Consider the following 24,407-nt stretch of genomic DNA (forward strand, 5'->3'; position numbering starts at 1 on the left):
TTCATGTCTTGATCCCGCCACAATGCCGTGCATGCCAAGTGGCTTATTTATAAGGATGAATCATGAACACACGTCGTTATTTCTTGCGCCATTGCATGACTGGTGGCAGCGCGCTGGCCCTGGGCGGCTTGCTGGCCGGCTGCGGCGGTGGCGCCGATGGCGGGCTGGAAACCGGCCCCGTTGCGCCACCGCTACCGATGAATAGTGGCGCTGGCGCCCAGCAGGCTGATGGCTGGCGCATGCCCGACGAGGCCGAAGCCCACAAGGCGACGTGGATGGCGTATGGCGCATCCAGCGCCGTGTGGACCCGCGCGCAAGTGCCGCAGGTGCAACTGGCGCTGGTGCGCATCGCCAATGCCATCGCCGCGCATGAACCCGTCAACATGCTGGTGCGCCCGGCGGAACTGGCCAGCGCGCGGCAATTGCTCGACGCCCGCGTGAACCTGATTCCCGCCGAGATGGATGATTTGTGGATGCGCGACACGGGGCCCGTCTTCGTGCGCAAGCCGAACGGCGAGCGGGCCGGCGTGAAGTTCAACTTCAATGGATGGGGCAACAAGCAGCAGTCCGGCAAGGATGGGCAGGTGGCCGACGTGGTCGCCGCCCAGGCCCGGGTGCCGCTGCTGGCCACGCGCCTGGTGCTGGAAGGGGGCGCGCTGGAAGTCGATGGCAAGGGCACGGCCATCATCACGGAAAGCTGCGTGCTGAACAATAACCGCAACCCGGGCTGGAGCAAGGCCGACTGCGAAGCGGAACTGCTGCGCCTGCTGGGCATCCGCAAGGTGATTTGGCTGCCAGGCATCAAGAACAAGGACATCACGGATGCCCACACGGACTTTTACGCCCGTTTCGTGCGCCCCGGCGTGGTGGCGGCGCACCGCGAGATGGACCCGGAATCGTACGATTACGCGCTGACCCGGCGCCACCTGGAGATCTTGCGCGGCGCCACCGATGCGGATGGCCAGCCGCTGCAGATCGTCGTCATCGACGGCCCCGAGAAAATTCGGCCAGGAAACAACCCGAATACCTTCGCCGCCGGCTACATCAATTATTATGCCACCAGGAACGCCATTTTCCTGCCGGAATTCGGCGATGCGCAGGCGGACGCCAGCGCCAGGGCGCAGTACGCGCAGCTGTATCCGGGCCGCGCCGTGATCCAGATCAATATCGACCCCATCGCGGCCGGTGGCGGCGGCATCCATTGCACCACGCAACAGGAAATTGCATAAAGGAGATCAGCATGCAACGACGACTTTTCCTCACTGGCACCATGGGCCTGGCGGCGGCCGCCGTGGGCTTGCCGGCCTTGCCCGCCCTGGCGGCGGGCGCGGGCTGGCGCATGCCCGACGAAGGCGAGCGCCACGCCGCCACCTGGATGGCCTTCGGCGCGAATGACGAGGTATGGGGCAAGCGCCTGAAGGCGGGTGCGCAGGCGGACCTGGCGCGCATCGCGCGAGCGATTGCCAGCGTCGAGCCCGTGCACATGCTGGTCAACGAGGAAGACTACGATGTGGCGGCTCGCCTGTGCGGCAACAAGGTCAAGCTGCTGGTGCAGCCCATCGACGACCTGTGGATGCGCGACACGGGGCCCGTCTTCGTGAAAAAGGCGGGCGGGGCGCTGGCCGGCGTGAATTTCAATTTCAATGGCTGGGGCGAAAAACAGGACTACGACGACGATGCGCTGGTGGCCCCTTTCGTGGCCGGACGCGCCGGCGTGGCCGTGCTGGAGAGCAGCCTGGTGCTGGAAGGGGGCGGCATCGAAGTCGATGGCCAGGGCACGGCCATCATCACGGAAAGCTGCGTGCTGAACGCCAACCGCAACCCCGGCGTCGGCAAGGCACAGTGCGAGCAGGAACTGCGCCGGCTGCTGGGCATCGACAAGGTCATCTGGCTGCCCGGCATCGCCGGCCAGGACATCACCGATGGCCACACGGATTTCTATGCCCGCTTCTGCGCTCCCGGCGTCGTCGCGGCCGGCTTCGACAGCGACCCATCCTCGCCCGAGCACGCCGTTACCCGGCGCCACCTCGACATCCTGCGCAAGGCCACGGATGCGCGTGGCCGTCCGCTCCAGGTGGTGGTGCTGCCGGGGCCGGGCCAGGTACGCCCGCGCTATGAAAACAAGGATTTCGCCGCCGGCTACATCAATTTCTATGTCTGCAACGGTGCCGTGCTGTGTCCGGAATTCGGCGACGCGGCAGCCGACCGCAACACGAAAGCCATCCTGCGCGAACACTTCCCTGGGCGCGACATCGTGCAGCTGAATATCGACGCCATCGCGGCCGGTGGCGGCGGCATCCACTGCACCACGCAGCAGCAGCCGGCGTAGGCTTGCCTGTCCGGCGGACGACTCAAGCCGCCATTTCCCGCATCAGCGCGGCCACCAGCTGCGCCGCCCCCATTTCCCGCGCCAGCGGCGCGCCCTGGCCGGCCCATTGCGCGGCGAATTCGCTGTTGCCGTGCTGGCTGGCTGCCGCGTTCAATTGCTTGGCGGCATCGTAGGCGACGGGATAGTCGGCCGGCGGCGGGCTGCCCGGCGCTTCGCCATGTTCGATCAGGCGGTTCACCATGCCGCGCGCCAAGCGTCCCGAAAGGGCCGCCGTCAAACGCGTGGCCGCCGCCCGTTCGCTTTTCAGGTTGGCGCGGTAGCTGGCGTTGGCCGAGGATTCCGGGCACAGCACGAACGCCGTGCCCAGCTGGGCGGCAGCCGCGCCCAGGTCCAGCGCGGCACGGATGCCTTGTCCATCCATGATGCCGCCGGCGGCGATCAGGGGCAGGGCGGTGCGGCCCGCCAGCAGGCGCAGCAGCACGGTGGTGCTGTGGCGCTCGTCCGGCGCCTGCGGGTCGAAGACGCCGCGATGCCCGCCCGCTTCCATGCCTTGCGCCACGATGGCGTCGACGCCCGCCTGTTCGATCAGGGCCGCCTCGCGCAGATTGGTGGCCGTGGCCAGCGTGTAGATGCCGGCCTGGCGCAGGGCGGCAATCTGCTGCTGCGTCGGCAAGCCGAAGTGGAAGCTGGCGACGGCGGGACGCAGTTCCAGCAACAGGGCAAACGCCGCCTCATTGCCGATAAACGTTTGATATATCTCGTCGAGTTGCACTGGCACGGCCGCGCCCAGCTCCGCAAACAGGGGCGCCAGGTGGACCAGCCAGGCCGCTTCGCGCCGCGCATCCCTGACGGCTGGCGCATGGCAGAACACATTGATATTGAAGGGGCCATTCGTCAGCGCGCGCGTGTCCACGATCATCTGGCGCGCCTGCGCCACCGTGCCGGCGCCGATGGCCAGGGATCCCAGGCCGCCCGCGTTCGAGACGGCGGCGGCCATGCGAGGCGTGGAGACGCCCGCCATCGGCGCCTGGATGATGGGGCATTGCAGGCCGAGGCGGTCGAGGAAGGGCTGGGACGAGGTCATGATGTTTCCTTCACGGAGTTGAAAATGCTGGAGGATGCTGTGCATTATTCGTATTTGAAGAATATAATAGCATAATCATTTTTAAAAAGAGAATACGATGGAGTCGGAATCATTGCGGATTTTTTGCTCGGTCGCCAGTGAACTGAGCGTCACCCAGGCCGCCGCCCGACTGGGCCGCGCGCCGTCCAGCGTCACCACGCGCATCCAGCAGCTGGAAGCCGACATCGGCGCCGAACTGTTCGTGCGCACAAATAAACGCATGGCCCTGACTGCGGCGGGCGAGCGCTTTCTTGAGTATGCGCAGCGTTTGCTGGCGCTGGAGGAAGAAGCCCGGCATGTCGTCACGGGCGGGCGCGAGGGCGGCACCTTGCGCGTCGGCAGCATGGAAAGCACGGCGGCCAGCCGCTTGCCTGCGCTGCTGGCCGCGTATCACGCCGGCTATCCGGGGACGCGCCTGGAGTTGAGCACGGGGCCGTCGCGCCCCCTGATCGAGCAGGTGCGCACGGGCTTGCTCGACTGCGCCTTCGTGGCCTTGCCGCCGTCGTTCGGCGGCGCCGCCGCGCTGGCGGAGCTGGGCCTTGCATCGAAGGCCATGTGGCGCGAGGAGCTGTGCCTGCTGCTGCCGGCCAGCGAAGGACCCGTACGCGGCGCTGCGGACGTGCGCACCCGCTCGCTGGCGGCCTTCCCGCAGGGCTGCACCTACCGCGGCATCGCGGAAGAGCTGCTGGGCGTGGCCGGCAGCACGCAGTGGCGGGTGCAGGAGCTGAGTTCGTATCACATCATGATCGCCTGCGTGGCGGCCGGCGCCTGCGTGACCTTGCTGCCGGCCAGCGTGCTGGCGCTGTCCGACGCGCCTGCCACCTTGACAACGCTGCCCGCAGGGCAAATTGACACTGTGCTGGTGTGGCGCGCGGGATTCGACCTGCCCGCCTTTCAGCATTTGCTTGCGCAAGTCGCCAAGGCGGCGCCATGAGTGCACCCGCCAGGCTGCGCGCGGCCCTCGCCGCGGCCGTCATCCTCGCCATCGGCATGGGCTTTGGCCGCTTTGCCTTCACGGCCATCTACCCGCATATGCTCAAGGAAGGCGTCTTGAGCTTGCGCGACGGCAGCCTGGCCGCCTCGGCCAATTATGCCGGTTACTTGCTGGGCGCCATCCTGGCCATGCGCGCGCGTGCCCACAGCGCACACAGGCTGAGCCTATGGTCGGTGGCCGGCACGGCATTGTGCCTGGGCGTGCTGGCCTTGACTATGCCCGTCTGGCTCTTCGTGACGGTGCGCGGCGTGGCGGGCGTGTTCAGCGCCCTGGCCATGGTGGCCGCTTCGCTGTGGCTGCTGGAACAGCGACGGCATGCGCGCGGCGCGCCGCTGTTGTACGCGGGCGTGGGCGCCGGCATCGCCGTCTCGGCCGAGTTGCTGGTGCTGGCATCGCAGCTGGGCTGGCACAGCGCCGGCATGTGGCTGCTGCTGGCCGGCGTCACCGTGCTGGCGGGGCTGGCGGCCGCGCCCGCCATTACCGCCAGCGGCGATGCAACGCCGGATGCGCCGGCGCAACCTGCCGCATCGGTCTTGGCGCCCGTGGCGCCCTGGCCGCTGGTGCTGATCTACGGACTGGCGGGCCTCGGCTACATCGTCACGGCCACGTATCTGCCCGTGCTGGTCAAGACGGCCTTGCCCGGGCTGAATTCCGCCCACGTGTGGGCCGTGTTCGGCCTGGGCGCGGCGCCCTCGTGTTTCCTGTGGTACCGGCTGCATGAGCGTCTGGGAACGCGCCAGGCGCTGCGGCTGAACTTGCTGCTGCAGGCGCTGGGCGTGGCCTTGCCCGTGCTGGCGCCATCGGCCGCCGGCTACTTGCTCAGCGCCATACTCGTCGGCGGTACGTTTGTCGGCACGGTCACCATCGCCATGCCGGCCGCGCAGCGGGCGGCAGTCAAGGCGGGCAAGTTTGGCTCGAACATGATGGCCATCATGACGGTGGTGTATGGCATCGGACAGATCATCGGTCCCGTGCTGGCCGGCAGCCTGTATGCCCAGTCGTACAGTTTCAACAGCGCATTATTGGCGGCGGCCGGCGCGCTGCTGCTGGCCATCGTGGTGAGCTTGCGCCTGTAAACCTCAGAGGCCGAATGCGCAACGCATGAAGTCGCGCCGCAGTTCGTTGACCTGGGCGGAATCGCGCGTGTAGTACAGCTTGTTTGTCAGCAGCACGGCATAGCGGCCGCGCCGGGGGCTGAGCCACATGGCCGTGCCGGTGAAACCCTGGTGACACCAGACGTCGTCTTGCGGCCCGCTGCCTGCCGCAGGGTGCCAGAACAGGCCGCGTGACGGCTGCAGCGCGCCCGTCTGCAGCGTCAGCGAGGCGCGTACCCAGCCGGCATCGAGTACAGCGCCATGCAGGCCCGGCGCCAGCATGGCCCGCAGGAAGCGTTGCAGGTCGGGCACATTGGAAAACAGCCCGGAGATGCCGCATACGCCGCCCAGCAGACGGGCCGAAAAATCATGCACTACGCCGCAAAGGTGGGCGCCCGCCTGCTCGCAATACTCGGTGGGCGCGACCAGTTGGTCGTGCCGTGGCGTCACAGGGCCGAAGCCCGTGGCGGCCATGCCCAGCGGCCGCAGCACATGCTCGGCCAGGGCCTGGTCCAGGGGCATGCCCACCAGCCGCTCGATGACAAAGCCGAGGATCAGGGCCGCGCGGTCCGTGTATTCGACAGCCTGGCCCGGCGTGCCTTCCAGCGGTTCGCGCAGCACGCCGCGCACGATATCGTCGTACACCTCGCCATAGCTGGCGCGCAGGCGGGCGCGCAGCGGCAAGCCGGCCGTATGGGTCAGCAGCTGGAAAATCGTGATGGGCGCCAGTGCATGCCCCTGCGTGCCGGGCAGCACGTCGGCCAGCCGGTTGTCCAGGCGCAGGCGTTTCTGGCCAATCAGCCTGCCGATCAGCGACCAGACGCTGATGATCTTGGTCAGCGAAGCGATGTCGAACAGGGTGCCGACCTGCATCGCGGCGCTGGCGGGCTCGGGCGTGAGCCGCCCGGCCGCGCCCGCCTCGCCGTGGTGGACGGTGCCCGTGGCCCAGGCCGCACCTGGAAAAATCTGTTCGTGCACGCCAGCTTGCACCAGTTCTGCCAGCTGTTCCGTTATCTGCATGATGATTGCGCTGTGTGTGTGCTGTCATGGCTTGTCGCTTCCACCCCCAGCCAGCGCGCCACCGACTGCGCCAGCCATTCGCCCTCGTCGAGCGGCAGGTCGTGGCCGGCGTCGCGGTGGATCAGGCAATCGGCTTGCCAGGCGCGCGCCAGGCGCTGCGAACAGCGGTGGTCGACCAATAGGTCTTGCGCGCCGGCCATCACCAGCACGGGCATGGGCGGGTGGATGAGGGGCGCGCGGTAGCGGGCGGCCGACAGCAGTTGGCGCAAGGCGTTGCGGCGGCTGACGGGGTATTCCTGCTGGAAGCGGAGCCAGTCGGCCAGCAGCGCAGGGTTGCCTTGCCCATGCCGACGGCTGGTCAGGCGCAATATCAGCGCTTCCTGGCTACTTTGGTCGCCCAGCAGCAGCTGGCGCAGCAGGGCGCCGTAGTTTTGCCAGCGCAGGCGCCGGTAAAACGGGCTGTATGGCCGCATGCTGGTGTTGATGAGCACGCAGCGAGCGATTTCCTGCGGGTAGCGGTGAGCCCATTCCACGGCCACCATGCCGCCCAGCGACAGGGCCAGCAAGTGGTACGGCGCAGGGATGCCCCGCGCCAGCAACTCCCGGCGGCAGTCTTCCACCATGGCGGCCACGCGGGTGGCGCTGTCCTCCCCGTGGCGCGTGCCATTGCCGGGCAAGTCGGGCGTGACGATGCTGGCGCCGGGCAGGGTGCGCGCGAGGGTGGCGGGAAAGCTTCCCCAGTGGCGCTGTTCGCGCATCAGGCCGCGCAGCAGGACCCAGGTGGACGATCCGCTCATGATTCATACCATTGCGCCAGCGCGCGCCGGCGCTGCGCCTTGCGCAGCAAGCCTTCCGGCATCCAGCGGCCGTGGCTGCTGGCGGCGCGCATGAGGAAATCGAACCACACCAGGTGCCGCCGCAGCACGCGCTGCAAGCGGTGCGCGGCCGTGGGGTTGAAGATGCTGACCCGGTTGAACAGCTGGCGCGGGTTTTTCTTGACCCACAGCCACGAACCCATTTCCAGGGTCAGCGGCAGGAACACGCGCCCGCTGTAGCTGGTGCCGTTCAGGTACAGATAGTCCCACAGGTCGCCATGCGTGCGGTATTGCCGGCTTTGCGGCTCGAACACATAGTTGTGGTTCGGATAGCTCTGGCTGAACAGCTCTTCCAGCGCGCCGATCTCGGCCAGGTGGGCTATCGGCACCTTGGTATGCGCATGGGGAAACCAGATGCGGTCGCGCAAGCCGAAACCGGAATGGCAATCGAGGGCGATGCTGAACTGGCGCGACAGCAGTTCGCGCTCGACCAGGTCGCACACGGCCTGGCTTTCCGGCTCCATGGGGCCGTGCGCCGCGCCCCGGTACCAGGGCAGGCGGGCACTGTAGCGCTGTCCGCCGAGCATGAACGGCACTTTTTCGCGCGCACTCAGCGGCGCATTGCGCATCAGGTCCACGCCCTGCGGATTGCAGCGCGTGGCTTGCCACATGCCGCCCGGATTAACCAGCGGCATGAACACGAGGCGCATGCTTTCCAGCTGCTGGTGCAGGGTGGCATCCCAGCGCAGGCGCGCGACCAGGCTTTCCAGAAAAGACAGGATGACTTGCGTGCCGATGCGTTCCAGGCCATGGATGCCGCCGAAAAAGCCCAGCACGGGCACGTCGGGGCTGGGATTGCCCATGGCGATCGAGTACACGGGAAACTCGCGCCCATCCATGGCGATGCTGCAGGGCGCGGCCACTTCCAGGTGGCTGCCGCCCTCGTCGATGAGGCGCTTCAGCATGACCAGCTCGGGCAGATTCTTTTCGATCATCAGGCGTCTGAAAGGGAAAGTGACAGCCAGTGTAGCCGAAATCACTGCCGCGCCAGACGTCCCGCATGGCGAAATGTGCGCACGCTGGCCATGTCACGAAGCCGTCATTTTTTGTGTGTAGGCTATTGCAGTTGATACAAGAATTATCACTTGGCAATACCTCGTTTCCGCATATTTTCACCCTCACACGATAGCGACACGATAGCGATATGACAGGCAGCCCGGCATCCGTTCATGTGCTAGCGCTGGCCGGATACCTGGTACTGCTGGGTTTCCTGGCCACGGTGGGGCCCGTACGGGCGCAGCCGGCCGATGGCCCCGTGCTGCAGTTCGATATCGCCGCGCAAAACCTCGGCGACGCGCTGGATCTGTACAGCCGCCGCACGGGCATCGCCGTGCTGATGGACCAGCGCTACGCGCGGCGCCAGTCAGCCGCCGTGCGCGGCGCCCATGCGGCCGGCGCGGCCCTGCAATCCTTGCTGGAGGGTACTGGGCTGCAATCGCGCCTGTCCGATGCGCAAGCCGTCATCGTGTATGCCCCGGCGGGGACGGCCGGTGCGGCAGCGGACTTGCCGCAGGCCGCCGTCGTGGCCGCCGCCGACATACCGGGTGCCACGCAGGGCGGTGGCGACCATGCTGTCTATGTGAGCCGCCTGCAGCACGTACTGCTGGGGCTGCTGTGCCGCGCGGCGCAGACGCGTCCCGGCGGCTACCGCCTGGCGCTGCAGCTGTATCTGAACCGTGCCGGCGTGGTGGACCGCGTGCACCTGCTCGACAGCACCGGCTTGCGCGCGCGCGACACGGCGATCGCGCGCGTGGTGCTGGGCATGCGCGTGGGCGTGGCGCCGCTGCCGTCGATGCCGCAGCCCGTTTCCATCCTGCTGCTGCCGCAAGGGCCGGGCAGCGAAGTCGATTGCGCCTCCAGCATGCCGGGTAGCAACGCGCCATGAGCATGCCGGACCTGCGCACCAGGCTGAAACGCCATCTCAGTTCGCGCTATGCCGTGCTGCGCTGGCGCCTCGAACGGGTGGTCGGCTGCAAGCATCATGCGGCCGATGCGCTGCAGGAAACCTGGCTGCGCCTCGAAGCGATGGTGGCGCCTGGCCCCGCCGCCGCGCCCGTCCACAATCCCGACGCCTATCTGCTGCGCATGGCGGCCAATATCGCCACCGACGCGTATCGCCGCGACCGCATCATCGTCACCGAGCGCGAACGCGAAGAGCTGATGCACATGGCCGACGAGGCCGGCGACGACATCAGCGACCCGGCACGCATCGTCTCGGCGCGGCTCGACGTGCAGGCGCTCGACTTGGCCCTGGCAGGCCTGTCGCCGCGCCGCCGCGCCATCCTGACGGCAGCGCGCATCGACGGCATGCTCAACGCGGAAATCGCCGAGCGCTTCGGCATTTCCGTGGCGATGGTGAAGAAAGAATTGCAGGCCGCCATGCAACACTGTAAAACGTGCATGGCCGATGCCGATGCCGCCCAGCGCAGCGATGTGTCGGGCCGCCGTAAATATTGATGAATCCCATGACTGCTCCTGACCGCGATCCACGCGACGTTTTTGAACCTGCCGACACGGCCATCGGCCAGCAAGCCGCTGCCTGGTGGGCGCGGCTGCGTGCCGACGATTTTACGCAGGCCGACGCCGACGCCTTGCGCGCCTGGTGCGCGCGCAGCCCTGCGCATGCGCGCGCCTGGCGCGAACTGCAACAGCTGTGGCAGGCGCTCGATCCCGCCCTGACCCGCGCCGCCGCCGCGCCACAGCGGGAGAACGTGCTGGCGTTCCCGGCGCGCCCCGGGCGGCGGGCTTTTCTGGGCGGCGCGCTGGCGGCCGGCGTGGCCGTGCTGGCCTTGCGCCCGCCGCTGGGCGCCTGGCCTTCGCTGCAGGAATTGAGCGCCGACTACCGCACGGGCACGGGCGAGCAGCGGCAAGTGGCCCTGTCGCAGCAGATGACGGTGCAGATGAATACGCAGACGCGCATCAATGTGCGGGCGCCGGAAGCGATCGAGTTGCTGGGCGGCGAGGCGGAAATCCTTGCCAGCGGCGCGCGCCAGCCCGTGACGGTGGTGGCGGGCGCGGGGCGCTTGCTGGCGCAGTCGGCCCGCTTCAACGTGCGCCACACGGACGATGCCGTTTGCGTCACCTGCCTGGCGGGCGCCGTGGACGTCGTCTGGCAACAGCGCCGCCAGACCCTCGATGCGGGGCAGCAACTGGTGTATGACGACCGGGGCGTGCATGCGGCCACGGCCGCACCAAAGGGCGAAGCGAACGCGTGGCGCACGGGCGCGCTGTCGTTTGTCGGCAAGCCGCTGGCCGATGTCGTCGATGAAATCAACCGCTACCGTCCGGGCCGTGTCGTGCTGCGTAATGCCGAACTGGGCCGCCGCCTCGTGCGCATGCGTTTTTCCATCGGGCAAACCGATGGCGCGCTGGCGATGATACGCGACCTGTACGGCGCTCAAATGACCAGTCTGCCAGGCGGCATCGTGCTGCTCAGCTGATTTCAGCTGATCCCGGTTTTCCCAGCGGCAGGGGATTGAAAATATTTTTCAAAAAACATTATCCCTTCCGCCGCCCAGCTACGTCATGGAGGCATGGACGCTTGCGCTACCGCCAGGCTCCGTTCCCTTCTCTCTAGCCAGGAAACCATTGCCATGACCAAGCTTCACACTGCCCAGCGCCCAGTCCCCACCGTTGACACGGGCGCGCAGCGTACCTCCACGCTGGGCAGCCGCTTGCGGCTCACGCCGCTCGCTTATGCACTGACCACCATGCTGATGGCGGGCGCCTTTACCACGCCGGCGCGCGCGCAGCAGGCATTCAGCGGCGGCTGGTTCGCGGCCAAGGGCGCGGCGCAAAATACGGCGGCCACGGCTGGCCGCCTGCCGAATGGCCAGCCGCTGCCGCTGGGCAGCCGGCCCGAGGGCCAGCGGGCGAATGAACCGTTACAGCGCTCGCTCAACAATCTGAACCTGGCTGCGCGCGCTATCGCCGCGCAGCAAGCGGCCCAGGCGCAGGCGCGCCAGGCGGCGAGCGGCGTGCCCGGCGCACCCGATGGTCTCGTGAAAGGCGGCTTGCAGGTCGACACCAACAGCCTGACGGCCGGCTGGCTCAATGCCCAGGGCCCCGTGCAGACAGTCGCGAACGGCAAGACGGCCGTGGTGGTGCAGCAGACGGCGGACAAGGCCATCCTGAACTGGGAAACGTTTAACGTCGGCAAGGACACGACCCTGACCTTCCAGCAGCAGAAGGACTGGGCCGTATTGAACCGGGTCAACGATCCGCAAGCGCGACCCAGCCAGATCCAGGGCCAGATCAAGGCCGATGGCACGGTGCTGCTCGTCAACCGTAACGGCATCGTGTTTACAGGCACGAGTCAGGTCGACACGCGCAGCCTGGTGGCGGCCGCGGCGCGCATCAGCGATACGCAATTCCAGAAAAACGGCATCTACAGTCCCGGCACGGCCGGCGCCACGACGTTCACCGATGCGGCCGGCAAGGTGCAGGTGCAGGCCGGTGCGCGCATCGCCAGCAATGCCCCGAAGGGCAGCACGGAAGGCGGCGGTTACGTCATGCTGCTGGGTAAAGAAGTGCACAATGCGGGCGAGATCGGCACGCCCAAGGGCCAGGCCCTGCTGGCCGCCGGCGACAGCTTTACCATTAAAAAAGGCGTGGGCACGGATGGCAACCCGCTGTCGACCACGCGCGGCAGCGAAGTCGTGCCGCAGTTCGCGGCCGGCAGCACGGCGGGCAAGGTCGTCAACACGGGCCTGATCCAGGCGCGCGAAGGCGACATCACCCTGGCCGGGCACACGGTGCAGCAGGACGGCGTGCTGCTCGCCACCACCACCACGGCCACGCGCGGCACCATCCACCTGAACGCCCTGGGCAGCGACGCGGCAGTGACGCTGGGACGCGGCGCCACCACGGCCATCCTGGTCGAAGACGACGGCAAGACGACGGCGCTCGACAGCCAGCGCGACGCCATGCGCGGCCCCGCCATGACGTCCACGGAAAACATCCTCGCCGTGAACGACCGCCGCGACCAGTCGCGCATCGAAATCGGCAGCGCCGGCACGGTGGAATTCATGGGCGACTCGCTGACCCTGGCCACGGGCGGCCAGATCGCCGTCAACGCGGCCAGCCGCAGCCTGCTGCGCGACGGGGCGCAGCTCGACGTTTCCGGCGCCGTCGGCGTGAAGGTGGCGATGGAGGCGAACAATGTCGAGATCAACGTGCAGGGCAACGAACAGCGCGACGCGCCCGTCAACCGCGACGGCAAGGCCTTGATCAATAACAATATCTGGGTCGACCGCCGCAAGCTGGTGTTCGTACCGAAGGGCACGAACGGCTACGACAGCGACCGCTGGTACACGGCCGGCGGCTTGCTGGAAGTGGCCGGCTACCTGGGCACGCAGGGCCACTCCGTCAGCGAATGGATGGCGCAGGGCGGCACGGTCAGCTTCGGCGGCAAGGATGTCGTCACGCAGCTTGGCTCCAGCATCAACCTGTCGGGCGGTACCCTGGACGTGCAGACGGGCGCGCTGCGCCAGACCTGGCTGAAAGGCGCGGACGGCAAGCTGTATGAAGCGGGCAGCGCGCCCGCCGACCTGGCGTATGCGGGCGTGTACAAGGGTTACGAGGAAGAGCATGCGCGCTGGGGCAAGGATGCCAGCGCCTTCTACGCCAATCCATTGATCGCCGCGCAAAAACGCCTGGAAAACGGCTATACGGTGGGCCGCGACGCAGGCAAGCTGGTGGTGGCGACGGGGTCGGCCGTGCTGGAAGGGGGCATCGCGGGCGACGTCTTCCAGGGCGAGCGCCAGGCACAGGCGCCGCAGGCGCTGCTCGACGGCTACCAGCAGTCGCAGCTTGCGGCCGCGCAGCGGGGGCAATTGATCGTCGGCCAGTATCAGCCGATGTTCGACAAGCGCACGGGCGTGCTGCAGCATGCGTTATCGGCCGTCATGGACGAGGTGCGCCTGACGCGTGTGCAGGACGGCATCGCCGCCGGCCTCGACGTGGCCGACGTGCTGGCTGCAGAGCGTCAGGGCAAGCTGCTGCTCGACACCAACTTGCTCAACAGCCAGCAACTGGGCGCCGTCCGCATCGCCGCGAAAGGCGCGATCACCGTCGACAGCGCGCTGCAGGTGGCCGATGGCGGCAATATCACCCTGTTCGGCAAGGACGTGACCATCAATGCCAGCTTGCGCAGCCATGGCGGCAGCATCGCGGCCGGCAACGTGCTGAACCAGATCGGTGCGCTGGGCATGCTCGATACCTACGTCAATCCGGGTGCGCCCCCGGGCAAACTGGTGCTGGCCGACGGCGTCACGCTCGATGCCAGCGGCTTGTTCAGCAACGTGCTGCGCGATCCGCTGGCCGCCGCCGGCCTGCCATACCTGAACGGCGGCAGCGTGTCCCTGCGCGCGTATGGCGACGTGCGCATCGGCAATGGCAGCCTGATCGACGTGAGCTCGGGCGCGGCCATCCTGGCGCAGGCGAAACAGCAGGGCGGCAAGGGCGGCAACGTCACCCTGGCCAGCTATGGCGCCAAGGCCGACCTGGCGCTGGGCGAAGGCGCGCAAGTGCGCGGCCATGGTGTGCAGGGTGGCGGCAAGCTGGAATTGCAGACCAACAAGATCATGATCGGCCACATTGAAAAACCCGAGGCAGGCACCGTGCAGCTGGATGGCGGCTTCTTCGACAAGGGTTTTTCCAGCTACAGCCTGGTCGGCAAGCAGGGCGTGACGGTGGCGGACGGCGCGCAGGTGGACGTACGCATGCCCGTGCTGCGCGTGGTGGAGAATGAAAAACTGGCCCTGTGGATGCCGGAACAGGTCATGGAAAACCCGCTCAAGGGCACCTTGACGCAGCGCAAGGGCGCCAGCCTGGCACTGCAGGTGGGCGACATGCAGTCCGGCGCGGCCGACATGGCCACCGCCGAGCTGCTGGTGGGCAAGAATGCTGTGGTGAGCGTCGATGCGGGCCAGTCCATCAAGCTGTCCAGCGTGGGCCAACTGACGGTGGAAGGCCGGCTGAACGCCTGGGGCGGCAAGATCAGCCTCGGCGGCGTGGGCGTCGACAAGCCCGTGTCCGAGGCGGTGGAAGCGGCCGGCCATGGCCGCTCCATCTGGATCGGCGACAACGCCGTGCTGGACGTGGCCGCGCGCGCCGTCAGCGCCACGGACGCGCAGGGCCGGCGCTACGGCAAGGTGCTCGATGGCGGCAGCATCGTCGTCGGCGGCGAGATCGACCATGCACAGGGCAGCACTTCGGCGGCCAGCCTGTTCGTCGTCGTGCGCGACGGTGCCGTGCTCGATGCGTCCGGCGCGCACGCCGTGCTCGACGTCAATGGCGACGCCATCGACGTGGCCAGCGCGGGCGGCAGCATCGCGCTGGCGTCGAACAATGGCTTGTACCTCGATGGCCAGCTGCGGGCCAGGGCGGGCGGCGCGGGCGCGGCGGGCGGCACCCTGTCCGTGGCCACGGGCACGCCCGAATACCTGAAAGTGCTGGCCACGCCCGAGGTGCTGCAGGGCCGCCAGCTGCGGCTGACGCAGCGCCAGGCGGCCAGCGACCTGGCTGACAATGTGACGGCCCGGGACGGGGCGCAGACGCTGCAGTACGGTCATGGCCGTTTTTCCGTGGAGCAGGTGGAGGCGGGCGGTTTCGGCAACCTGGCCCTGCTGGGCGCCGCCAGCTTCGATGGCGACGTGTCGCTGACGATGCGGCAAAGCTTCCAGCTGTACGGTGCGCCGCTGCTGTCGCCCGGCAGTGAGCCCGGCGCGAAGGTCAGCATCGCGGCGCCGTATGTGCGCCTGGCCAGCATCAAGCCGGCCGGCCGCGATTTCTATACGACGCCCGGCAGCGCAGGGGAGTCGCCGGTCGCCCGGCAGATCAGCATAGCGGGCGACCTGATCGACGTGCGCGGCATGGTCGGCGTCGTGGCCAACGACGTGCGCCTCACCAGCCGCGGCGACCTGCGCTTTCTGCTGTCGCCGCTGGGCTGGGATGGCAACCAGCCGTCGACGGTGCTGTCTTCGCCTGGCGACATGACCCTCACTGCGGCCCAGCTGTATCCGGCCACGGGCGCCGGCGCCGCCGTGCGCGTGGGCATGGGCATAAAAGACGGCAATATCGTCTACGACCCCGAGCGCAGCCTGACCATCGCGCGCAGCACGGACAGCATTCCCGCCGTGCCGTACTCGGCCTTTGGCATGCTGCAGCTGGGCGCCGCCCACATCGAGCAGGGCGGCATCGTGCGCGCGCCGCTGGGCCTGCTTAACCTGGGCCTCAGCCTGCGCGCGGACGAGAATAGCCTGAGCATCAATTTCTTGCCTGGCAGTATCACTTCCGTCAGCGGCGCCGGCATGGCCATGCCGTATGGCGGCACGGCCGATGGCCAGAACTGGAACGTCGACGGCAAGAAGACGGAGTTTCTCGGCGTCGGCGGCAGCAGCGCCAACGGCACCATGCGCATCGGCGTCGATATCGCCAGCGTGGCCGTGGCCGTCAAGCCGGGCGCGCTGCTGGACTTGTCGGGCGGCGGCGAACTGACGGGCGCCGGTTTCGTCGCGGGCCGCGGCGGCTCCACCGATGCGCGCTACCATCCGCTGCTGCAGGTGGGGGCGAACGGCGGCTTTGTCCTGCCGGGCCTGGCGACGAATCCCGTGTACGCCATCGTGCCGGGCGTGCAAGCGCCGCAGGCGCCCGTGGGCGGCGACCAGGGCGCTTCCGACCCGGCCGTGGGCCGGCAGGTGACGCTAGGCAGCGGCGTGCCGGGCTTGCCCGCCGGCACCTATACGTTGATGCCATCGACCTACGCCTTGCTGCCGGGCGCCTTCCGCGTGGAACTGAACGGCCTGGCGGGGCAGGCGAGTGGCGGCGCCCTGGCGCAGCCGCTGCGCAACGGTTCCTGGGCCGCGCCCGGCACACTGTCGATCGCGGGCACGGATATCCGCGCGCCGCTGGCCAGCCAGCTGATACTCACGCCGGCCAAGGTCTTGCGCACGTATTCGCAGTACAACGAAATGGGCTATACGGCGTTTGCCCTGGCCGACGCGCAAACGCGGGGCATTCCCCGCCCGCTGCTGCCGGCCGATGCGAAGACGTTCAAGCTGCAACTGGCGCCCGGCGCCGGCACCGACTCCTTCCAGTTCGAGGGCACGGGCAAGTTCGGCGCGGCCACGGGCGGCTTCGGCGGCACCGTGTCGGTGATCGCGGGCGGCCCCGAGGATATTGAAATCATCGCCGACGGCGCGTCCGCCACGCCGGGTTTTGGCGGCGTCACGCTGCATGCCGGCAGCCTGAACGCGATCGGCGCGGCGCGCATCGTCATCGGTTCCACGCCCATCATCAATTACGGACAGGGCGGCAACTACATCAGTTTTGGCACGGAGCAGGCACACAATATCTACCTGCGTCGCGGCGCCATCCTGGCGGCGCCGGAAGTGATGCTGCTGGCGCGCGATCCCTGGAATACGGAATGGAGCGCCGGCCTGATCGATGTTGCACCCGGCGCGGGCATCAACACGTTGGGACGCGGCAAGGCCGCCTATGACTCCAGCGACGGTTTTATCTATCAGAGCAACGAGGGCATCCACATGCTGGCCGCCTCGAACGGCTTGATGAATGTGGCTCCGGTCGGCGGTTCGGCGCGCGGCGGCATCAGCATCGGCGTGTGCGGCGACGCCTGCGCCGGCACGGCCAGCCTGTACTCGGAAGGCACCTTGCTCATGTCGACGAATGGCAGTTTCGAGCTGGACAACTCGGCCCGTTACGGCACGCGCAACCTGAGCCTGGCGGTGGGCGCCATCAACATGGGCAGCAGCGAGGCGCTGGCGGCGGCCCAGGCCAGCGGCACGCGTTCCAGCGGCCTGGCCATGAACCAGGGCGTGCTGGACCGCCTGCTGCGCGGCGACACCAGCACGGGCGCGCCGGCCCTGCAGGCACTGATGCTGAGCGCGGCCGACAGCGTCAATTTCTATGGCGACGTGGTGCTCGATACCTACGACAAGACGACGGGCAAGTCCACCCTGGAGCGCCTGGTGCTGACCACGCCGGCCATGTACGGCCAGGGCGGCGACGGCGCGGTGGCCACCATCCGCACGGCCAACCTGATCTGGGGCGGCGCCCTGTCGCCGGCCGGCAATGTGATCACGCATGGCGCCGGCACGGGCAGCGGCACCCTGAACCTGGAAGCGGAGCGCATCGATTTCGGTTTCGGCCCGTTCACGCAGCCGGCCGGCGTCGCCTCGTTCGACCGCCTGGCGCTGGGCTTTGCCAATGTCAACCTGAAGGCCAGCGGGCAAGTCACGGCCAACCACAAGGGCAGCCTGTCCGTCTACCAGGCGCAGGGCGCATATGAGACGGGCAAGGGTTTCCAGTACAGCGGCGGCAATCTGAACATCGGCACGCCGCTGCTGACGGGGGACGCCGGTTCCGCGCACAGCTATACGGCGGGCGGCGCGCTGAAGGTGGCGGCGCCGGCCGGCGTGGCTCCCGCCGCGCCCGTCAAGAACAATGACGCGCTGGGCGCCCAGCTGAGCTTGAACGGCGACAGCGTGAGCGTGGCGACGGCCGTAGTGCTGCCGAGCGGCAAGCTCACGGTCAGCGCCCGGCACGACATCAGCGTAGCCGACGGGGCACGCATCGACATGGCGGGCCGCAAGAGCACCTTCTTCGACGTGGATAAATACAGCTGGGGCGGCGACGTGACCCTGGACAGCCGCGCCGGCGATATCCGCCAGGCTGCGGGCGCCGTGATCGACCTGTCGGCCGAGAACAACCGCGCCGGCAGCCTGAAGGCCGTGGCCCTCGATGGCGCGGCCGGCATGGTCGATTTGCAGGGCAAGATCCTGGGCGGCGCCAGCGGCAGCTACGACGCGGGCGGCACCATGGTGCCGTACAAGAAGGGTAGCGTGGACGTGCGCGCGCACACCCTGGGCGCGGGCGGCACCCTGGACAGCCAGTTCGCCTCGCTCAACCAGCGCCTGAATGAAGGCGCGGTGACGGGCGGGCGCAGCTTCCAGCTGAAACAGGGCGACTTGACCATCGGCAACGAGCTGAAGGCGGGCGAAGTGCAGGTGTCCGTCGACAACGGCCGCCTGGCCGTCGCCGGCGTGATCGATGCCAGCGGCGAGCGCGTGGGCAGCATCCGCCTGGCCGGCAAGCATGGATTGACGTTGGCCGGCAACGCCGTGCTCGACGCGCATGGCACGGTCTTGCGCGTCGACAGCTATGGCAAGATCATCGACAGCCCGAACCGGGCCATGGTGGAATTGAACTCGGGCGAGGGCGCATTGAACCTGGCCGGCGGCGCGCAGATCGACGTGCGCCACGGCACGGCCGCCGTGGCCGGCAAGGGCAAGGGCGAACACGACGGCGCCGCGCGCGGCACGGTGGAACTGAGCGCGCCGCGCCTGGGCAGCGGCGGCGCGCGCACGGATATTGACGCTGCCACCTTTGGCGACATCGCCATCGCCGCCGGCGGCGGCTTGACCATCCGCGGCGCGAAATCCATCGCCGTCAATGCCATGCAGCGCTATGACGACGCGGCCTACGCCATGGCGCCCGACGCCAATGGCGTGCCGGTGCCCGACCTGTCGGTCGGCGGCCGCCCCTACCAGGTGATCAACCAGGCGTATCTCGACAGCAAGCACGGGGACAGCGCAGCCTTCATCGATGCGGCGCTGGCGAATACGGCCTTGCGCAACGGCAAGCTGGCTGGCCTGGCCACGGCCGCGTATGCCGATGCGCTGCACTTGCGTCCCGGCGTCGATATCGTCAGCAAGACGGCGGACGGCGACCTGGTGGTGCAGGGCGACCTGGATTTGTCGGGCATGCGCTATGCCAGCCTGAACCCCCGCTTCCAGCGGACGAGCGTGCGCGGTTCGGGCGAGGTGGGCAGCCTGCTGCTGCGCGCCGGCGGCGACCTGAGCATCTACGGCAGCATCAACGACGGCTTCGCGCCGCCGCCCGCCACCAAGGACGAAAACGGCTGGCGCCTGCTGCCGGGGCGCGACATCAATGGCAGCGACGTCATCGTGCCGGGCAAGGGCGTGACCGTGGCCGATGGCACGCTGTTCCCGGGCGGAATCGCGCTCAATTATGACTTGCCCATCAAGGGTTTCAATGTGATGGCCAATACGCGCCTGCCCGTGGCCGTGACCCTGGACCAGGCCATGATCGTGCCGGCCGGCACGGTGCTGGCGGCCGCCGTGCGCGACAGCGCCGGCAATATCGTCCACGCGGCCGGCACCTTGCTGGCCACGGAGCAGACCTTTACGGCCGGCATGCGTCTGGACGCCGGCAGCGTGCTCAAGCAAGCGGTGAAAGTGAGCGCCATGACCTGGCCCAAGGGCGTGCCGCTGCCTGGCGTGGCCGGTGAACGCTCGGTCTTTGTACTCGATGGCAACCTGGCGCTGGCCGTGGGCTCCCTGATCCCGTCCGGCACCGACGTCAAGCTGTTGCCCAATGTGGCGGCAATCGAGCTGCGTCCGGAAGTGGCGGGCAGCCAGGGCAAGCTGTGGGCCGTCGCGCCCATGCTGGCCGAAGGTTCGCAAGCGTGGGGCATGCGCCTGGTGGCGGGCGCCGACCTGGACGGGGCCGACACGCGCAGCGTGCAGGCGCATCCCGCGCACGGCACCCTGCGCCTGGCCGACAGCCACTACGGCATGTATGGCGTGCTGGTGCCGCCGAAGGGCGTGCAGTACTGGAGCAAGGAAGCGGGAGAGCAGGGCATCGAAGGCATCGTGGCGGGCGAACCGATCTCCGAGGAATTTCTGAATCAGAACGGCACCACGATTGCGAAGTTCTGCGCCGAAACCGCCAGCTGGTGCGATCTGAGGGTGTCCTACGTGTGGACCAAAGAAGGCGCGGAAGAGTTTGCCGACCCCAGAACCAAGGAGGGCGACCTGCTCGATCCGGTGGCGCTGGGCTGGCCCACCATTTGCGAGGAAAATCCCACCTGGTGCGGCACGCCGAACCCCACGTTCGACTACAAGGCGAGCAGCCTGCGCCACAGCGTGCTGCGCACGGGCACGGGCGACCTGGACCTCGTCAGCGGCGGCGACCTGCGCATGGACAGCCTGTATGGCGTGTACACGGCGGGCATGTCGTCTTCGCCGACGGCGGCCGGCGATCCGTACAACCTGCCGCGCTCGCGCAATGCGAACGGTACGGTGCTGGGCAACCCCGACGGCGCGCATGAACGCCTGGTCGATGGCGGCGCCGACAGCATCTACCGGGCATGGTATCCGGACCAGGGCGGCAATCTGCTGCTGAAGGTGGCGGGTAACTTGAGCGGTTCGTTGATCAACGCGGCGAGCGCCAGCAACGAACGTCCCGTCAGCAAGGATGGCCTGGCCGATTCGGTGCCGGTGGGCAACTGGCTGTGGCGCCAGGGCAGCGGCGGCGTGGCCACGGGCGGCCCGGCCCAGCCGACGGCGTGGTGGATCAACTTCGGCAGCTATATGCGCCGCGATACCCTGGCCGACACCGTGCTGGGCTTTACGGGCTTCGGTACCCTGGGCGGCGGCAATGTGCGCGCCGAGGTGGCGGGGGATGCGGGCGTGCAGACCCTGCTGACAGGCAGTTCTTACAACGCCAGCATCAATCCCCGTTCGCAGGGCTTGCTGCTGGCCGTGGGCAGCACGGGTCGCGTGCAGGCCGACGGCAGCCTGCTGCTGACGGGCGGCGGCGACCTCGACCTGCGCGTGGGCGGTGCGCTCAATCCCGCCAGCACGCCCGGTGGCGGCTATCTGAATGGCGCGCTGGTCGACTTGCGGGGCCACGCGGAAACGTCGGCCGCACAGCTGGGCAGCCTGGCGCTGGAGTACGGTTCGCAGCCTACCCAGCACGTACCGCTGGAAACGCGGGCCTATGATGCCTTCACGGCCACGCGCGCCACGCCGCGCGGCGGCATGATCCTGGTACCCGGCGACGCCACCTTCAGCGTGGCGACCCTGGGCGACCAGGCGCTGCAGGATGTGGCCGACCCCGGCCGCGTGACCCTGCCCAATGCCACGCCATTCACCGGCCCGTCCGGAGAGCAGGGCTATGGCTACAGCTGGTTCAGCCTGTGGACGCCGCGCACGGCGCTCGACCTGTTCTCTGCCGGCGGCAATATGACTCCCCTGAGCGGGGCGCTTGGCACGGCCACCGACCTGGCCATCGTCTACCCGTCCATCGTGCGGGCCGCGGCGCCGCATGGCAGCTTGTATTACGGCAAAGCAGTTGTCGACTCGAATGGCGCCACCAGTTATGCTGATCCGCTGGTGCTGGCGCCATCGCCCAATGCGCAGCTGCAGTGGCTCGCCGGCAATTCCATCTATGCGGGCGGCTATGCCGTCAGCCAGTCCGGTGCCGCCGCCGACAGCATCGTCACGCCGTTCAAGCCTGGCTTTACGGGCTGGGATATCAGGACTTACGTGACCGATCCCCTGGCTGCCAATGTCTCAAGCACGGGGGCGCCAGCAACGAGATGGAACTTCCCGCTGTTTGCCTTCGGACCGAATTCCTCGGCCGGCCCTGCGAACAGCGGTACGCAGGCCGCCCGCATCTATGCCGCCACGGGCGACCTGGTGGGCGTGAACAGCGGCCGCATCATCGAGTTCACCGATGCCGCGCATGCGGGCATCACCTGGTACGAGGGGGGGCAAGCCGTGTGGATGAAGGCGGGACGCGATATCGTCAGCAGCGGCACGGCGCAGCTGGAAGCCCAGGATGGCACCGCCACCGGGGAAAGGCGCTTCAGGATTCTCAGCAACCTTTTCGTGCACAACAATACATATGACGTATCGCTGGTCTCGGCCGGGCGCGACATCCTGGGCAGTTCCTTCAACGTGGCCGGTCCCGGCACGCTGGACATCAGCGCCGGGCGCAACATATTGATGCAGGACAAGGGCAGCGTCGTCAGCCTCGGTCCCGTCGTGGCGGGCGACAAGCGCCCGGGCGCCGGCATCGCCATGCAGGCGGGCGTGGGCGCGGCCGGCCTCGATTACCTGCGCTTCGTCAAGCCGTATCTGGACCCGGCGAACGTGGCGCAGAAGGGCGTGCCGCTGGCGGACCAGGCGGGCAAGGTGGTGAAATCGTACGACAGCGAACTGGCAACCTGGCTCGGTGAGCGCTATGCCTTCAAGGGCACGGCGGCCGAGGCGCTGGTCTTTTATCTCGCCTTGCCCGAGCCGCAGCAGCGCGTGTTCGCCCGCACCGTGTATTTCGCGGAACTGAAGGCGGGCGGGCGCGAGTACAACGATGCGGACAGCTCGCGCTATGGCAGCTTCCTGCGCAGCCGCAACGCCATCGCGGCCCTGGCGCCGGCCACGGACGCCAGCGGCAAGGCGATGTCGTATGCGGGCGATATCGTCATGTACCGCGGCACGTATGCCGCCTACAATCCGCTTTCGCTGAACTTCGACCGCATCGTTCCCCGCAGCGGCTACGTGCACACGAATTTCGGCGGCGATATCGAGCTGCTGACGCCGGGCGGCAAGCAGGTGCTGGGCATCGAAGGCGAGGCGCCGCCGGCCACCTCGGGCGTCATCACCAAGGGCGGCGGCAATATCGACCTGTTTTCGCACGGCAGCATCCTGCTGGGGCAGAGCCGCATCATGACGACGTTTGGCGGCGATATCCTCGGCTGGTCGTCGCAGGGCGACATCAACGCGGGGCGCGGTTCGAAGTCGACCATCGTCTACACGCCGCCCAAGCGCGTGTATGACAACTGGGGCAACGTGACCCTGTCGTCCGACGTGCCGAGCACGGGCGCCGGCATCGCCACCCTGGCGCCGATCGCGGAAGTACCGGCCGGCGACGTGGACTTGCTGGCCCCGCTGGGCACCATCGATGCGGGCGAGGCGGGCATCCGCGTCTCGGGCAACGTCAACCTGGCCGCGCTGAAGGTGATGAATGCGGCCAACATCCAGGTCAAGGGCGAAGCGAAGGGCATGCCGACGGTGGCGTCCGTCAACGTGGCGGCCATGACAAACGCCAGCGCGGCCGCTTCCCAGGCCACGGCGGCGGCGCAGGAGGTGGTGCAGCGCGAGCGCGCCGCCACCCGTTCCGCGCAGCCCTCCGTGTTCACGGTGCGCGTGCTGGGCTTTGGCAGCGAAGCGCCGCCCGACAGCGCGCAAGCCACGCCGCAGGATGGCGCGCGCAGCGAGGCGGCCGATTACAACCCGCGCAGCGCCGTGCGCGTGCTGGGCCTGGGGACGTTGCCGGAATCGGCCACGCGCCAGCTGACGGCGCAAGAGCGCAGCAGGTTGTCGCCATGATGGTCGGCGTGGCGAATGCGGCTGCTGCCTTGCCCTTGCGCGCGGTGGGGCATACCGGCATGGCCTGGTGCCGGCCTGCCATCCGGCCCCGTTTGCAGGCGGCCAACGACGTGGCGCCCCTGCCAGTTCTGCCGCCAGGGCAGGGCGCCCGCCTGCAGGCTGTGCTGGAAAGCAATTACGCGGGACTGCACCGGCGCCTGGCGCGCCACCTGGGCTGCGCCGAGCTGGCCAGCGACAGCCTGCACGACGCCTGGCTGCGCCTGGGCAGCTTGGCGGCAGGGGACGGCGCCGCGCTGGCACACAGCCCCGTCGCCTATGTGTTCCGCGTGGCGTGCAATGCGGCCATGGACAGCCTGCGCCGCAACCGCGCCTGGCTGTATGCGGACGAGGGCGGTGACGATGGCGCCGCCGGCCTCGTCGATTTCCTCGCCGATACGGCGGCCGGGCCGGAACGCCTGGCCGAGCTGCAGGCGGACGTGCGGCGGCTGGCGCAGGCCATCGACTCGCTGCCGCGGCGCCACCGGCAAGTGCTCGAAGCGTTGCGCGTGGATGAGCTGACCCGCCAGGAAGTGGCCGAGCGGCACGACATGTCCTTGCGCAATGTCGATACGGCCCTGCGCCAGGCGCTTGACCATTGCGCCCGCCACACGGGTTATGCGGCGCAGGGGGGCGTCGGCACGACCCGGCGCAGCCTGCGCCTGCGCCAGGGATAGGCGCTCACCGATGTTTTACGTTCGTTCGCGTACAGACGCGTA

13 protein-coding genes are annotated in these 24,407 nt (G+C 68.3%); 9 read left to right on the plus strand and 4 right to left on the minus strand.

All coding sequences use genetic code 11. The annotated features are described in order from the left end of the window. Window positions 1-62: 62 nt before the first annotated feature. A complete protein-coding gene (locus CSQ91_RS05110) occupies window positions 63-1,229 on the plus strand; it encodes an agmatine deiminase family protein (RefSeq protein ID WP_180278348.1) in 1,167 nt (388 codons plus the stop codon). 11 nt (window positions 1,230-1,240) lie between these two features. Further along, entirely contained in the window at window positions 1,241-2,329 is a 1,089-nt protein-coding gene (locus CSQ91_RS05115) for an agmatine deiminase family protein (RefSeq protein WP_099387559.1), read from the plus strand. Between the two features lie 22 nt (window positions 2,330-2,351). Here CSQ91_RS05115 and CSQ91_RS05120 read toward each other — a convergent pair whose 3' ends face one another. Continuing rightward, complete coding sequence (locus CSQ91_RS05120; RefSeq protein ID WP_099387560.1) at window positions 2,352-3,413, minus strand: NAD(P)H-dependent flavin oxidoreductase; 1,062 nt, start codon at window positions 3,411-3,413, stop codon at window positions 2,352-2,354. 97 nt (window positions 3,414-3,510) lie between these two features. Between CSQ91_RS05120 and CSQ91_RS05125 the strand changes: the two genes are divergently transcribed. Both CSQ91_RS05125 and CSQ91_RS05130 read left to right on the plus strand, forming a co-directional pair. Beyond that, on the plus strand, window positions 3,511-4,386 hold the full coding sequence (locus CSQ91_RS05125; protein ID WP_099387561.1) for a LysR substrate-binding domain-containing protein: 876 nt from the start codon (window positions 3,511-3,513) through the stop codon (window positions 4,384-4,386). Beyond that, complete coding sequence (locus CSQ91_RS05130) at window positions 4,383-5,522, plus strand: YbfB/YjiJ family MFS transporter (protein ID WP_099387562.1); 1,140 nt, start codon at window positions 4,383-4,385, stop codon at window positions 5,520-5,522. The genes CSQ91_RS05125 and CSQ91_RS05130 overlap by 4 nt, the downstream gene beginning before the upstream one ends. A gap of 3 nt (window positions 5,523-5,525) precedes the next feature. Here the strand turns inward: CSQ91_RS05130 and CSQ91_RS05135 are convergent, their stop codons facing one another. From CSQ91_RS05135 to CSQ91_RS05145, 3 genes are read right to left on the minus strand one after another with little or no spacing between them, the layout of a single operon-like run. Continuing rightward, entirely contained in the window at window positions 5,526-6,560 is a 1,035-nt protein-coding gene (locus tag CSQ91_RS05135; RefSeq protein ID WP_099387563.1) for a serine hydrolase domain-containing protein, read from the minus strand. Further along, window positions 6,551-7,357 carry an alpha/beta fold hydrolase gene (locus CSQ91_RS05140; protein ID WP_099387564.1) on the minus strand — a complete coding sequence of 269 codons (807 nt, stop codon included), beginning with the start codon at window positions 7,355-7,357 and terminating at the stop codon, window positions 6,551-6,553. The genes CSQ91_RS05135 and CSQ91_RS05140 overlap by 10 nt, the downstream gene beginning before the upstream one ends. Continuing rightward, the gene (locus tag CSQ91_RS05145; RefSeq protein ID WP_099387565.1) at window positions 7,354-8,370 is read right to left on the minus strand and encodes a M14 family zinc carboxypeptidase; all 1,017 of its coding nucleotides are present in this window, start codon (window positions 8,368-8,370) and stop codon (window positions 7,354-7,356) included. The genes CSQ91_RS05140 and CSQ91_RS05145 overlap by 4 nt, the downstream gene beginning before the upstream one ends. A 209-nt stretch (window positions 8,371-8,579) precedes the next feature. Between CSQ91_RS05145 and CSQ91_RS05150 the strand changes: the two genes are divergently transcribed. The 5 genes from CSQ91_RS05150 (at window position 8,580) to CSQ91_RS05170 (ending at window position 24,365) form a co-directional block, all read left to right on the plus strand. Then, window positions 8,580-9,320, plus strand: a complete 741-nt coding sequence (locus CSQ91_RS05150) for a hypothetical protein (protein WP_143450951.1) — start codon at window positions 8,580-8,582, stop codon at window positions 9,318-9,320. Beyond that, window positions 9,317-9,892 (plus strand): RNA polymerase sigma factor, encoded by a 576-nt coding sequence (locus tag CSQ91_RS05155; RefSeq protein WP_099387567.1) that lies wholly within the window; start codon window positions 9,317-9,319, stop codon window positions 9,890-9,892. The genes CSQ91_RS05150 and CSQ91_RS05155 overlap by 4 nt, the downstream gene beginning before the upstream one ends. A gap of 8 nt (window positions 9,893-9,900) precedes the next feature. Then, entirely contained in the window at window positions 9,901-10,875 is a 975-nt protein-coding gene (locus CSQ91_RS05160; RefSeq protein WP_099387568.1) for a FecR family protein, read from the plus strand. 153 nt (window positions 10,876-11,028) lie between these two features. After that, window positions 11,029-23,652 carry a filamentous haemagglutinin family protein gene (locus tag CSQ91_RS05165; RefSeq protein WP_099387569.1) on the plus strand — a complete coding sequence of 4,208 codons (12,624 nt, stop codon included), beginning with the start codon at window positions 11,029-11,031 and terminating at the stop codon, window positions 23,650-23,652. Then, window positions 23,649-24,365 carry an RNA polymerase sigma factor gene (locus CSQ91_RS05170; RefSeq protein WP_099387570.1) on the plus strand — a complete coding sequence of 239 codons (717 nt, stop codon included), beginning with the start codon at window positions 23,649-23,651 and terminating at the stop codon, window positions 24,363-24,365. Before CSQ91_RS05165 ends, CSQ91_RS05170 begins: the two co-directional genes overlap by 4 nt. Window positions 24,366-24,407 lie beyond the last annotated feature (42 nt).

The organism is Janthinobacterium sp. BJB301, assembly GCF_002735685.1.
GTDB classification, from domain to species: Bacteria; Pseudomonadota; Gammaproteobacteria; order Burkholderiales; family Burkholderiaceae_D; genus Janthinobacterium; species Janthinobacterium lividum.

Coding starts and splice junctions, on each gene's coding strand:
- CSQ91_RS05110 (WP_180278348.1), top strand. CDS start 63: ATGAACACACGTCGTTATTTCTTGCGCCATTGCATGACTGGTGGCAGC.
- CSQ91_RS05115 (WP_099387559.1), top strand. CDS start 1,241: ATGCAACGACGACTTTTCCTCACTGGCACCATGGGCCTGGCGGCGGCC.
- CSQ91_RS05120 (WP_099387560.1), bottom strand. CDS start 3,413: ATGACCTCGTCCCAGCCCTTCCTCGACCGCCTCGGCCTGCAATGCCCC.
- CSQ91_RS05125 (WP_099387561.1), top strand. CDS start 3,511: ATGGAGTCGGAATCATTGCGGATTTTTTGCTCGGTCGCCAGTGAACTG.
- CSQ91_RS05130 (WP_099387562.1), top strand. CDS start 4,383: ATGAGTGCACCCGCCAGGCTGCGCGCGGCCCTCGCCGCGGCCGTCATC.
- CSQ91_RS05135 (WP_099387563.1), bottom strand. CDS start 6,560: ATGCAGATAACGGAACAGCTGGCAGAACTGGTGCAAGCTGGCGTGCAC.
- CSQ91_RS05140 (WP_099387564.1), bottom strand. CDS start 7,357: ATGAGCGGATCGTCCACCTGGGTCCTGCTGCGCGGCCTGATGCGCGAA.
- CSQ91_RS05145 (WP_099387565.1), bottom strand. CDS start 8,370: ATGATCGAAAAGAATCTGCCCGAGCTGGTCATGCTGAAGCGCCTCATC.
- CSQ91_RS05150 (WP_143450951.1), top strand. CDS start 8,580: ATGACAGGCAGCCCGGCATCCGTTCATGTGCTAGCGCTGGCCGGATAC.
- CSQ91_RS05155 (WP_099387567.1), top strand. CDS start 9,317: ATGAGCATGCCGGACCTGCGCACCAGGCTGAAACGCCATCTCAGTTCG.
- CSQ91_RS05160 (WP_099387568.1), top strand. CDS start 9,901: ATGACTGCTCCTGACCGCGATCCACGCGACGTTTTTGAACCTGCCGAC.
- CSQ91_RS05165 (WP_099387569.1), top strand. CDS start 11,029: ATGACCAAGCTTCACACTGCCCAGCGCCCAGTCCCCACCGTTGACACG.
- CSQ91_RS05170 (WP_099387570.1), top strand. CDS start 23,649: ATGATGGTCGGCGTGGCGAATGCGGCTGCTGCCTTGCCCTTGCGCGCG.